The 13521-nt window shown below is 29.5% G+C and carries 12 protein-coding genes; 9 read left to right on the forward strand and 3 right to left on the reverse strand.

Annotation, left to right across the window (positions count from 1 at the left end; all coding sequences use genetic code 11):
* Positions 1-187 precede the first annotated feature (187 nt).
* From lonB to T483_RS0125380, 6 genes are all read left to right on the forward strand, one after another.
* Positions 188-1864: an ATP-dependent protease LonB gene (lonB, locus tag T483_RS0125355; protein ID WP_026889352.1), complete on the forward strand. Its 1677-nt coding sequence runs from the start codon at positions 188-190 to the stop codon at positions 1862-1864.
* A 308-nt stretch (positions 1865-2172) separates the two neighbouring features.
* Positions 2173-4503 (forward strand): endopeptidase La, encoded by a 2331-nt coding sequence (gene lon, locus T483_RS0125360; protein ID WP_026889353.1) that lies wholly within the window; start codon positions 2173-2175, stop codon positions 4501-4503.
* A complete protein-coding gene (gene yihA, locus T483_RS0125365) occupies positions 4493-5089 on the forward strand; it encodes a ribosome biogenesis GTP-binding protein YihA/YsxC (RefSeq protein ID WP_026889354.1) in 597 nt (198 codons plus the stop codon). The genes lon and yihA overlap by 11 nt, the downstream gene beginning before the upstream one ends.
* Positions 5090-5311: 222 nt before the next feature.
* Positions 5312-5776, forward strand: coding sequence for a hypothetical protein (locus T483_RS0125370; protein ID WP_026889355.1), 465 nt, complete (start codon positions 5312-5314; stop codon positions 5774-5776).
* Positions 5777-5807: 31 nt separating this feature from the next.
* A complete protein-coding gene (locus T483_RS0125375; protein WP_026889356.1) occupies positions 5808-6053 on the forward strand; it encodes a hypothetical protein in 246 nt (81 codons plus the stop codon).
* Between the two features lie 114 nt (positions 6054-6167).
* The gene (locus T483_RS0125380) at positions 6168-6689 is read left to right on the forward strand and encodes a hypothetical protein (RefSeq protein ID WP_026889357.1); all 522 of its coding nucleotides are present in this window, start codon (positions 6168-6170) and stop codon (positions 6687-6689) included.
* Positions 6690-6978: 289 nt separating this feature from the next.
* Here T483_RS0125380 and T483_RS0125385 read toward each other — a convergent pair whose 3' ends face one another.
* Positions 6979-7902, reverse strand: coding sequence for a hypothetical protein (locus T483_RS0125385; protein WP_026889358.1), 924 nt, complete (start codon positions 7900-7902; stop codon positions 6979-6981).
* A 135-nt stretch (positions 7903-8037) separates the two neighbouring features.
* Positions 8038-8445, reverse strand: a complete 408-nt coding sequence (locus T483_RS0125390) for a Fur family transcriptional regulator (RefSeq protein ID WP_026889359.1) — start codon at positions 8443-8445, stop codon at positions 8038-8040.
* Between the two features lie 413 nt (positions 8446-8858).
* Here T483_RS0125390 and T483_RS0125395 point away from each other — a divergent pair, with 413 nt between their 5' ends.
* A complete protein-coding gene (locus T483_RS0125395) occupies positions 8859-9185 on the forward strand; it encodes a hypothetical protein (protein WP_011968671.1) in 327 nt (108 codons plus the stop codon).
* 142 nt (positions 9186-9327) lie between these two features.
* A complete protein-coding gene (locus T483_RS0125400; protein WP_242841927.1) occupies positions 9328-9564 on the forward strand; it encodes a hypothetical protein in 237 nt (78 codons plus the stop codon).
* Positions 9565-9709: 145 nt separating this feature from the next.
* Here the strand turns inward: T483_RS0125400 and T483_RS0125405 are convergent, their stop codons facing one another.
* The gene (locus tag T483_RS0125405) at positions 9710-11194 is read right to left on the reverse strand and encodes a nicotinate phosphoribosyltransferase (protein WP_026889361.1); all 1485 of its coding nucleotides are present in this window, start codon (positions 11192-11194) and stop codon (positions 9710-9712) included.
* A gap of 300 nt (positions 11195-11494) precedes the next feature.
* Here T483_RS0125405 and T483_RS0125410 point away from each other — a divergent pair, with 300 nt between their 5' ends.
* Positions 11495-13510 carry an ATP-dependent helicase gene (locus tag T483_RS0125410; RefSeq protein ID WP_026889362.1) on the forward strand — a complete coding sequence of 672 codons (2016 nt, stop codon included), beginning with the start codon at positions 11495-11497 and terminating at the stop codon, positions 13508-13510.
* Positions 13511-13521: the final 11 nt, after the last annotated feature.

Genomic DNA, 13521 nt, shown 5'->3' on the forward strand with positions numbered 1-13521 from the left:
TTTTAATAAATTTTTGTTATTTTAAATATTGGATTATTTTTATTTATATTTCAAAATCAAGAATATATTTGCAATAATAAGCAAATAATACTAATAATAAAAATTGAAGGAGGCAAAGTATATTTACTTTAGTAATAATAAGGAAAGCAAATGTATATATTATTAAATGTAAGTATATTCAAAGATTATGACAAATATATTGATGATTTTGCAAATTATAGTTTTGATCCTCATGGTTTATGTTATGTGCAATGCAATAAGTAAGCCGCAAAAAAATAGAGAGATAATAATTGATAGAGAAAATACTAAGGAATTGAATAATCTAAATAGGTTAAGACAAATAAGCTTATCTGAACCACTTACAGAAAAAAGCAGACCTTCTAGTTTTGATGAGGTGATAGGTCAAGAAAAAGGTATTAAGGCATTGAAGGCAGCTCTTTGCGGACCTAATCCTCAACATGTTATAATTTATGGGCCACCAGGGGTTGGAAAGACGGCGGCAGCTAGATTAGTACTAGAGGAAGCTAGAAAATCCAAATTATCACCATTTACAGAAAAGTCAAAATTTGTTGAGTTAGATGCAACTACATTGAGATTTGATGAAAGAGGAATAGCAGATCCACTAATAGGTTCGGTGCATGATCCAATTTATCAAGGAGCTGGTTCTTTAGGGATAGCAGGTATTCCTCAGCCAAAGGCTGGAGCTGTTACAAAAGCACATGGTGGCGTACTATTTTTAGATGAGATTGGAGAGCTTCATCCAATTGAATTAAATAAGTTATTAAAGGTGTTAGAAGATAGAAAAGTGTTTTTAGATAGTTCATATTATAGCTCAGAAGATGCTAATATGCCTAAGTACATAAAGGAAGTATTTGAAAATGGCCTTCCAGCTGATTTTAGATTAATAGGAGCAACAACAAGAGCACCACATGAAATTATACCAGCTATAAGATCAAGATGCGTTGAAATATTTTTTAGAGCATTATTGCCTGAAGAAATAGAGAAAATAGCTGAAAACTGCGTGAATAAGGTTGGACTGAAAATTTCAAAGGATGGAGTTGAAGAAGTAAGTAAATATTGCACAAACGGTAGAGAAGTAATAAATTTGATTCAATTAGCATCTGGTATTGCCATTAATGAAGATAGAAATGAGATCAAATTAGATGATATTAAATGGGTATTAGAGAATGGTCAGTATAATAAAATAATTTCAAATAAGATACCAGGCCAATCTAGAGTTGGTGTTGTTAATGGATTGGCAGTATATGGGGCAAACATTGGAATGCTAATGCCCCTCGAAGTTAGTTGCAAGAAAGTTACAGGTAGAAGAGGTGAAATTAAAATAACTGGAATAGTTGAAGAGGAAGAGATAACTAATAATAATAAGAAGATAAAGATGAAAAGTACTGCTTTTGCATCTGTTCAAAATGTGCTCACAGTATTGGATAATTTATTTGATTTATCTACTGATAGATATGATATACACGTAAATATATCAGGGGGAATTCCAGTTGATGGTCCATCAGCAGGAATAAGTATTGCAGCAGCTATTTATAGCGCAATAACTAAACAAAAAATAAATAGGTTTGTTGCTATGACTGGAGAAATAAGTATATTAGGATCAGTGAAAGCTATAGGAGGAGTGAAAGCTAAAATATCTGCAGCGTTTAAAGCAGGTGCAAAAAAAGTTATTATTCCACAAGAAAATTATGATAGTTCACTAAATGAAATATGTGAGATAGAAATAATTCCTGTAACAAATTTTAAAGAAGTAATTGAGTTGGCTATGGAAGACGATATAATTAATGAAAGCGAGAGAGAGATATTATCAGCTGAAGGTAATAACATCTTGAATAACTTGTAAAGCTGTATTTTTAGTTAGTAAAGTAAAAGGTGAATAAAACTTAATATTTTCACACTTTTTCTTTTAAATTTAATATATTATGTTATAATAGATAAACTAAATAATATTTATAGTAATGTATGTATTGTTTTATTGAACAAACTTATCACAAGTTTACAAAGCAAGTAATCAAACCTATTTGCTTTGTAAACTCTACAATATAATAATAAGCTTTTTATTTTTAGAATCATTGAAAAAAATATTTATTATGTGTATACTAGATAAGTCAAAATAAATAATGTAATTAAGATATGGGGGGAAATAGTACTATGAAAAAGCTATATACGATTCCGCTAATTCCTTTAAGAGGATTGACTGTTTTTCCTAGTGTGGTTGTACATTTTGATGTAGGAAGAGAAAAATCCATAGCAGCTATTGAACAAGCTATGTTAGATGAACAAGAAGTTTTTCTTGTAGGTCAAAAAGATTCAATAATAGAAGAACCTAATCAAGATGAAATATATTCGATTGGAACCATATGTAAAATAAAGCAAATCTTGAAGATGTCTGATAATACTATTAGAGTTCTTGTGGAAGGCCAAGAAAGAGGAAAAATAGTTAAATATATAGAGGAAGAAGAAAATTATATAAAAGTTTCAGTTGAAAAATTAGAAGATAAAGTATCTAAGGATGAGGAAGTAGATGCCTATATTAAATTCTTGAATAAAGAATTTATGAAACTACTTAAGCTAAGTGAGGATAATTTTGGGGAAGCGGTTAAATCAATAGATTCTCTAGAAAAGCCAAGCCAGTTTGTAGATATGGTGGCTTCTTATGCAATAACTGATGAAAAACTTAAACAAGAAATTTTGGAAATAGTAGATATAACTAAGAGAGTAGAAAAAGTCCTAGAAAGAATTAAAATAGAAATTTCTATAGCTAAAATCCAAAAAAAAATTGCTAACAAAGTAAAAAATACAGTTGCGAAAGAGCAGAAGGAATTTTATCTAAGAGAACAGTTGCGTGCTATTCAAGAGGAATTAGGTGAGGATGACGAGGATAAGAAAGAAATAGCGAAGTATGAAGAAAAAATTAGTAAAGCTAAACTTCATAGTGAAGTTAAAGAAAAGGTTAATTACGAGTTATCGAGACTTAAAAACATGAGTTCTACGTCATCGGAAGGTAATGTTGTAAAGGCGTATCTAGACTGGGTGTTGGATATCCCTTGGGGAAAGAATACTAAGGAAAATATTAATGTTGCCAAGGCAAGGGAAGTTTTGGATAAAGAACACTATGGATTGGAAGATGTTAAAGATAGAATTATCGAGTATTTAGCAGTAAAACAATTCAGTAAATCTCAAAAAGGTCCTATTCTTTGCTTAGTTGGTCCTCCTGGTGTAGGAAAGACATCTATAGCAAAATCTATAGCTAATGCTATTAACAGAAAATACACAAGAATATCCGTAGGCGGGATGAAGGATGAAGCTGAAATACGAGGGCATAGAAAGACATACGTTGGCGCAATCCCAGGTAGAATTGTTTATGCAATGAAAGAAGCAAAATCTATGAATCCATTAATGCTTTTTGATGAAATAGATAAAATTAGCTCAAGTTATAAAGGTGATCCATCTGATGCATTGTTAGAGATATTGGATAGTGAGCAAAACAAGGATTTTAGAGATAGTTATTTAGAAGTAGCAATGGATTTATCTAAAGTTATGTTTATAGCAACAGCAAATTCTTTAGAAACCATACCAAGACCACTTTTAGATAGGATGGAAGTTATTGAAGTATCAGGATATACGTATGAAGAAAAATTCAATATAGCTAAAAATCATCTTATTCCTAAGATATTTAAAGAACTTGATATTCCTCAAGATAAAATTGAAATAGAAGATGATTCTATTAAGATGGTTATAGAGGGATATACAAGAGAATCAGGAGTTCGTGGACTAGAAAGAAAATTGAGTTCATTGATAAGAAAAGTATTAGCGGAAATGTTAAAGAGAGAACAAAAAGAATTCTTAGTTAATAATGAAAGTGTTGAAAAATTATTAGGTAAGAGAACGTTTGATTTTGACCAAATTGACAAAGTGGACAAGGTTGGAGTAGTTACAGGAATGGCGTGGACTGCATATGGAGGTGATACTCTTCCAATAGAAGCTATGGTTATGACTGGTTCAGGTAAACTTGAACTTACAGGTAAGCTTGGAGATGTTATGCAAGAGTCAGCAAGGACAGCATATAGCTATGTTAGAGCTAATGCAATTAAGTTTGGAATAAACGAAGCTTTCTATAAAGAAAAGGATATTCATATTCATGCACCAGAAGGTGCAGTGCCTAAGGATGGTCCATCGGCAGGTGTAACTATGGTAACTGCACTTGTATCAGCATTATCGGGTAAGAAGGTTAAGCATAATGTGGCAATGACAGGTGAAGTTACGTTAACAGGTAGAGTGCTTCCGATTGGTGGCCTAAAGGAAAAATCTTTAGCAGCATTTAGGGCAGGAGTAGATACTATAATAATTCCTAAGGAAAATGAGAAAGATATAGATAAGATACCACATTCAATTAGAAATAGTTTGAATATTATTTCTGCTAAAGAAGTTAATGAGGTATTGAAAAATGCACTAATTGGAGAGGATACTAATGAGAATTAAGAAATCAGATTTTATTACGTCAGCAGTAAAGAAGAATCAATATCCCATAGATGATAGAGCAGAAGTTGCATTTGTTGGAAGATCTAATGTAGGAAAGAGTTCGCTGATAAATTCACTAACTAACAGAAAAAAATTGGCAAAAGTTAGTCAGACTCCAGGAAAAACTAGATTAGTTAATTTTTTTCTTATAAATGATGACTTTTATTTAGTTGATTTGCCTGGATATGGATACGCAAAAGTGTCAAAGACTGAGAAGGATAGTTGGGGAAAAACTGTTGAAATGTATTTGAATGATAGAGAACAGCTAAAAAGAGTTGTTCTGCTTGTAGATTCTAGACACAAGCCAACAGGTGACGATATAATCATGCATGAATGGATAAAACATTTTGGCTACGACGTTATAGTGGTTGCTACAAAAAGCGATAAACTTACACGAAATGAGTTAAATAAAAACGAGAAGATTATAAAAGAAACACTCAAATTAAATCCAGATGATAAATTATATTTTTTCTCATCATTAAATAAAAATGGAAAAGATGAACTGATAGATAATCTTTTCTTAGAATTTGCTACAGATTTAGATTAGCAAAATACTTTTTTATAAATTTTTATATAATAGTAAACAAATAGCCTCTTACAGATATAATATTTGTAAGAGGTTATTTCTATTTAAGTAATGACATTATTTCTTAAAATAGTTGATAAAAAATTTAAATAATTATAAGTTATAAAAAATAGTGTCAAAAATTTTAGGTAGGAATAATATATAGTATAAAAAAGAAAAAAATATTTCCAAGGAGGAATAAATATGGAGATGAATGATATCCTAAATGGTTTAAATTCATGTGATGACGATTGTTGTGATAACAGTTCTAGTTGCGGGCCAAACTTCGGAGGACCAGGAATAGGAGGATTTCCAGGAGGAGCAGGTTATGGCTTCGGACAACAAGGATTGGGAAATTCTTGTGGCTGCGGATTTGGTAGTTGGATTTGGATTTTATTAATATTATTTTATTGTGGATGTGGCAGAAATAAAAGAGGAAATGACTGCTGCTGTGAGAAAAAAGAATGTTGTTGTGAGAAAAAAGAGTGTTGCTGCGGTGGTGGAAACCATGGTAGTGGAATCTTAAGCAACTGCTCACCATATTTGTTTATATTAGTAATACTATTCCTTTGCAATAATAACTTTAATGGCTGTGGAATTGGAGGCGGATTCAATCCTGGCTTAGGCGGAGGATATAATAACAATTTTGGTTGCGGTGCTAGCTGCTAAAATTCTGAATTTTTAGGAAGGAGAGATAAATATGTCTAGAAAGAAGAATAAATGTTGCTGTGAAAAGAAACATCATGAGTGCTGCTGTGAATCTAATAATTCAGGTTTATTTGGAGGCGGAGGAAGTGGCTGCACACCGATTATATTCCTATTAATAGCATGCGGATCAGGTTTATTAAACTGCAATAAATCTTATTTGATTATTTTACTATTCTTATTATGTGGTGGCTGTTTCACAGACTTTTTAGGAAATGGAAACCAAAGTAGCTGTTGCTAGGATAGTGGATAGAGGGCTTTAAAAGCCCTCTAAAAAAATGCATAAAAATATAAACATTTTTATAATGATATACATATATTAAAAAGAGACAATTTTAAGTGAGAGGATTTTAAAATGGCTAAGCATAAACATAGAGAACAAGGTCAAACACCAAATGATACTAGTTCTAATATTAATGATAATGCTAGAAATGCACCTTTTGGAATTGATCCTATGCAGTTAATGGGATTATTAGGTGGAAATTTTGATATGAATAATATGGGGAATATGTTAGCTTCAATGAATACAAATGGATTTAATTTAGGAAATTTAAATTCAATAGCTCAAATGATGGGGTTAAATTTAGATAATGATTTATTTCAAGGAAATATGAGTGGCAGTCAAAGTAATGTAAATAATAAGAATATGTATTCAAATACTAAAGAATATTCTAGTAATACGAATTCTAAAAATACTGAAAATCAAAACGAAGATAAAGGTGCTAAAAAGAATGTTACAACTAATAGAAATATTAAAGATAAGGATGCAAACCTAGAATTTTTAATGGCAATAAGAAGTTATGCTCATCCTGATAGAATAAAATTTATTGATAGAATTATTGAAGCTTATAAAAATGGAGAACTCAAAGAAGCGTAAAAAAATCAAAATTATTTTTTGAATTATGTATACAAAAAGAAATCGTGTCAATAATATTAATGTAATAGAGAAAGTATTCTCTTACAAACTTAATGGACTATTAAGTAAGGCTTGATTTAGGTAGACATTTCCATCTAAAATCTAGTTAAACTTATCCAGAAGTTTAGTGCCGTTTGGTTAACATTTTAAGAGTTTAAGATGTTAATGGTAGTCAACTATCGGATAAATTTTTTACTTCATTAAGTAACCCCTCATCCCCCTTTAGGCCGCTTAATGCGGCCTTTTATATTTATTTGGCTTTTTGTATACTAGTTATTTTATAAGAAGAACCTTGCTTTTCTAAATCTATCAATAAGATTAATTCACTTTTATTATTTGTACCTTTAAGATTGCTTTTTTCAAAAGACAATCTCCACCTTATAGCTGACGGCTCTAATGAATCAGTCCATTTATAATCATAAAAAAAGGCATTCTGAAAGGTATAGGAATAATTATCCTTGTCTAAACTCCAAAGTAAAGATAGATTTTCCTTATCAATTGTAGAAGAAAATATATCTGGGAGATCATCAACTACATAAGGGAGTTCAATTAGATTGATAAAACTCGTTGTAGAATCTAATGAAGGAAGAGTCGTATTATCTTTGCTGGTATCTAAAATATTATTATTAATGATCATAAAGCTGCTTAATGAAGAAAGTCCTTCTGATGATGATACCGAATAACACTGAGGAGTCTTAGAATTTTTGCAATCTAATATACCGAAAATATTATTACTGTTTGAATAAAGTAGATCAAAGTTTTTTTTATTCCACTTAAATACATAAGACATAGATTTATCGTTTTTAGAGCCTAAAAGTATAATTTCAGGAATATTATCTCTAGAGAGATTATGAAAATAAACTTTGGGTTCAAAATGAAGATTAGTTGTAAAAAGTATCTTATCATCAAGCTGGGTAGAAAGATAATAATCATTATCGAAACAATTTATATTAAAATCCACCTTGTTTTGTGAACTTAATAGTTGAAAAGTATCTTTTTCACCATCACCTGTTAAGTCGCATTGTGTGCTTTGTGCAATGTTTATTGGAGATATAGTTTGTAAAGATTCAAACTTATTAGAAATAAAGTAAACAATGGTTATAATTAAAAATAATAATGATATATATAACACTGAGCTTACTAACTCCTTTTTCTTTAATATGAAGATTTTCATTATGTATCACCTCAATAAATTATATGTTGATATAGTGATGCATATTAATAATATAAAAGCTATAAAATAAAAAAAGACCATAACTGTAAGCAAAATATTTCTGCCAAGTTATGATCATGATCAAAAAAATAATAATTATTTGCAGTTTCTACAATAACCATAAAAATAAACCTTATTTGAAACAATTTGATAATCAGTATGCTCTCTTGCCAAAGCATTAAGATTATCTAGAGATAGATCTTTAAAATCATCGACTCTTCCGCAACTTAAACATTGCAAGTGAGGATGAGGTGATGAATTTCCATCATATCTAAAGTTTCCTTCACCAACATTTATTTCTTGAATTAATCCTACATCAACTAATGTTTTTAACGCTTTATAAACAGTAGCTAAACTCATAGTTGGATATTGGATATGAATATCGGAATAAATAACATCTGCTGAAGGATGGGAAGTAGTATTAATTAAATAGTTATATACTGCAAGTCGTTGAGGAGTTAATTTTAGCTTTTTTTCTTTAAAAACTGAAGCTATTTGATCCATTGTGAAAACCTCACTTCTATTAGTTTTATATACCGATTATAACATAGAAATAAATGAAGAGTCAACTAATTAACTAATACTATTTTTAAACAATTATTATTACTTAGAAGATCATTATTAATAAAAACGCAAAGAGAAAGATGGATTTGTTTAATTTTAGCGCTTAATTATAAATAAAAAACTTAATTCTAATTAATTTTCTGATAATTGAATGAAAATATCAAAAATTTGTTGTACATTAAAGAAAAGTCTGTTAAAATATAACTAAACAGAGTGTGTTAATTAATTAACATACTATAGTAATTATAATTACTATTTCTACAAAAAAATGATAATTTTTATTACAGACTTAATTAAAATCATTTAGCCTATGATAAAAATATAAATAGAAATTGATGAGGAGGCGTATTTTTGTGGGAAAATATAAAGTTGGGGACGAATTAATAATTGTAAATGATCCAAGCAAGGATAATGAGAAGTTAAAGGAATTAACAAAATTAACTGTTGATGGAGACTTCGCGCAAATATCTTGGGGAATAAAAATATTAGAAGTGGAATATGACAAGCCATATGTTACATTAACTTATAAAAATGTTAAAGGCGAGAAAAACAAAGTTTTTTCTGAATGTAGAGATATAGAAAATTTCGACAAAGAAAAGGTTTTGGAAAAAGCATTACTTAGAGCATTCCAAAATGAACTTATAAATATTTCAGTTGTTAAGAATATTTGTCAAATATAATTAGAAAAATTAAGGAGCATTATAAAAGATGCTCTTTAATTTTACATAGAATTCCATTGTAAAATCTTTACTTTTGGCAACGTTTGTAATATAATAAATTCATAAATTTATGAGATTTATAAATTATTAGGATGAGAAAAGGATGGCGGGTTTTATGAGTAGGTGTCCATTTTGGTCAACAACAAAAGAAAAGGTGGAGTGTTATGGTGAATGCCCTATAAAGAGTGAATCATTAAAAGGGCAAGAAGATAAGCATTGCATTTTTAATGAATGCAGTGAGTCAAGTGGTATCAATTTTAAAGAAATTATGAAGGAAGACTACGGTTTTCTAAATTTGTCTATATATGAGGACGAAAAGAGAATAAATATTAACTACTAATGTTAAAGAAATAGAGATTAGAATATAATGAAAATATTCTAATCTCTATTTTTATGAATAAAAAGATTATATATTTATTTTAACTATAAAAATTTTATCATATTCATAGAAAAGATTGATGCATTAATTGAATTCTTGCATGATCTTATTCTTGTATTTCATAAGAGGTTGTATATTTATGAAGAAGAGAATGTTTTAAAGACCATAAGTTTTGTGATAAATCAACATAATAAGTATGAGGATTTTCAAATCTAAGTACTTCGGGCCATAGCTTATCTGTCTCAAGTTTTGAAAAATCTTTTATTTCTAAAACGGTAGGAGATTTATACACGCACTTTCCACTTTTGAATATTTGGACTTGAAGTTCTTTAGTGTAATAGTTTTTGATTTTTTTTCTCTTCCATGTATGAATAGGGTTAAATAATATTAATGGTTCATTCTCGTTAATGTTTTCATCTCTCAAAGTAATTAAATCTGCTAATGCCTTATGAGAGTTCTTATCAAATATTCTTATTATCTTCTTAAAGCCTGGATTTGTTATTTTTTCTTCATTTTCGCTTATTTTAATTTTAGGGATAATTTCATTAATACCTTCCAATGCAACCAATTTATAAACGCCACCAAAAACTGGTTCGGATTTTGCAGTTATAAGTCGCTCACCAACGCCAAAAGAGTTTATGCATGCACCTTGATCTAGTACGTCTTTTATAATATGCTCATCAAGAGAGTTGGAAACTACAATTCCACAATCTTCATATCCAGCTTCATCTAACATTTTTCTGCATTTTGTTGTTAGATAAGTAATATCACCAGAATCTATTCTTACGCCACGAGGTCTTTTACCAAGAGGTTTTAAAACTTCGTTAAATACTTTTATTGCATTTGGAATTCCTGATTTTATAACATTATAAGTATCGATAAGTAGCACACAGTCATCTGGATAAATTTCAGCCCAGGCTTTAAATGCATCATATTCTGTATCATATAATTGAACCCAGCTATGAGCCATAGTTCCAACAGCAGGGATATTAAACATCCTGTCTGACATAGTGCAGGCTGTTGAACTACAGCCACCTATAATGGCTGCTCTAGCGCCATAAATTGCTCCATCATAACCTTGGGCTCTTCTTGAACCAAATTCCATTACAGGACGCCCATCTGCTGCTCTACAGATTCTATTAGCTTTTGTAGCAATTAGTGTCTGATGATTTATTGTTAAAAGAATCATTGTTTCAAGGAATTGAGCTTGAATTACAGGACCACGAACAGTTACAAGAGGTTCGTTCGGAAATACTGGGTTTCCTTCTGGAACAGCCCAAACATCGCAACTAAAATCGAAGTCTTTTAAATAGTCAAGAAATTCTTCGGAGAAGGCGTGTTTATCTCTTAGGTAAGTAATATCGTCATCAGTAAACTTTAAAGTACTTAAATAATCGATTAATTGTTCAACCCCTGCCATTATACAATATCCGCCATCATCAGGGATTCGCCTAAAGAACATGTCAAAGTATGCTATTTTGTCTTTAAGTCCTTTACGGAAATAACCATTACCCATAGTCAATTCGTAAAAATCAACTAACATCGTTAAATTTCGTTCATCCTTAACATTAAAACTAGATTTATTATCCATAATAATCTCCTTTAAAAAAACATGTAAATAATTTTACTTAATAATTGTGTTTAATCCATTATGAATTAAAATGCATAAAACTATTGTACATCTATAAGACTTTGATTACAATATAGTTGCTTATAACTTAAAATCAGACACATATTAAATTATAAAATTTTAAGTAGAAAATATCCTGTATTATGAGAAAAAAATGAAATTCATATAGTAATTATGGAGAGAATTTAAAATATGTAACTTTCGTATGAAGAAACTTATGGATACTGAAATGTAAATAGAAATGAAAGAAGGAGTATTACAGTGGGGTACGATCTTGATAAATATCAGATGGATGCAGTAAAGGCAGAAGAAAAAAATGCATTGATAGTTGCAGCACCTGGATCTGGAAAAACTACGGTTATAATAAATAGAGTCAATTATCTAGTAAAGCATAAAAGAGTAGCTAATGGAAATATAATAGTAATTACATTTACAAAAGCCGCGGCAAAGAATATGAAAAATAGATACGTATCTAAATTCAATATGAACAGTTCACCTTTTTTTGGGACATTCCATGGCTTATTTTATAAGATACTTTTGAGATGTGGGAGAAATGTCGATATAATTGATGGAGCAATTGTTCATAAAATAGTTAGTAATATTTTAGGTAAATACTTTGATGAGGTTAATGAAGATAAAATTAAAGAAGCTATAAATAATATTTCTCTATATAAAACTTCAAGAGTCCCATTAAATGAATTTAAGCCATCCATTGCAAAAGAAGTTTTTGAAGAAGCTCTAGAAAAATATGAAGAATATAAAAAAGAACACAATAAAAGGGATTTTGATGATTTAGCAATAGAAGTGCTAGAATTACTAAAGAGTGATAAGAATATGTTGTTATCCTATAGAAAATTATTCAAGTATGTTTTAGTCGATGAATTTCAAGATTGTGACGAAATGCAGATTGATTTCTTAAAGTTAATAAATGAGGGAGAAGATAATAATCTTTTTGCAGTTGGAGATGAAGATCAATGTATTTACTCTTTTAGGGGATCAAAACCGGAATATATGGTCAACTTTGATAAAATATTTATAGGTGGTAAAAAATATTATTTATCAATAAATTATAGAAGCAGAATGAATATAGTAGATAAATCAAAAACTGTAATTGCCTATAATGAGAAGAGAAATAATAAAGAAATAAAGTGGAATAAAGATTGTGAGGGAATTGTTAAGTGGTTTAGTCCATATAATGAAAAAATGCAGGCAGAAAATTTGACTGATATAGTTATAAAAAATAAGACTTTAGATATTCAATATGAGGATAATGCAGTATTGTATAGAACAAACATAGAGTCTATGTCTGTTATTGATGTATTAACTAAAAGAAAAATCCCATTCACATTACTTGATAGAGAATATAATTTTTTTGAGCATTTTATTTGCAGGGATTTAATTTCATATTTAAGATTAAGCGTAAATGAGTTTGATAGAAATAGTTTTTTGCAAATAATAAATAGACCCTTTAGATATATAAGCAAGGGCAATTTGTTTTATATAAAAAATTATGAAAAAGAAGAAAATCCATTTACTATAATGATCAATAAAGAAGACACGCCACCGTTTCAAAGGAAAAAACTTGATGAGTTGCGGAAGGATATAAATTATTTAAATAAGATATCTTTGTCATCAGCAATTGCGTATATAGTAATGGATTTAGGATATAGAGACTATTTGCAGGAATATGCTCATAAGTTTAATCAAAGTTTTGAGGACTTAGAAGATATAATAGAAGAATTTAAATTATCAGCAGAAGGATATAAAACTATATTCGAATTTCTAGAACACATAGAGGAAGTAAAACAAAGTATAGAGGAAAGTAAAAGAAAAACTAAGAGAGAAGGTGTTATCTTAAGCACTATACACGGCGTAAAAGGAATGGAATTTAAAAATGTCTATGTTATAAATTGCGTAGAAGAAACAATCCCCCATTCAAATAGTATAAAAGATAATATCGAAGAGGAGAGAAGGCTTTTCTATGTTGGAATAACTCGTGCTATAGATAACCTGTATTTATTTTCTCCAAGAAGCAGGAAAGGCCAATTTAAGGATGTTTCAAGGTTTGTAGTTGAAGGAAAATTAAATGATATGCCTGTTGATACTTATGGATACGAGATTGGAAATAAAGTAGCCCATAGAACTTATGGTATGGGAGAAATTGCTGGATTTGATGAAAATGACAAAGATAAGATTAAATTGAAGTTTGATGATGGAACTTTTAGGAGTTTTTCTTTGAAGATTTTGGTTGACAATAATTTAATTTCGAAATGTTAAATTAAAAAGAT

It is taken from the genome of Clostridium beijerinckii HUN142, assembly GCF_000621745.1.
GTDB classification, from domain to species: Bacteria; Bacillota; Clostridia; order Clostridiales; family Clostridiaceae; genus Clostridium; species Clostridium beijerinckii_A.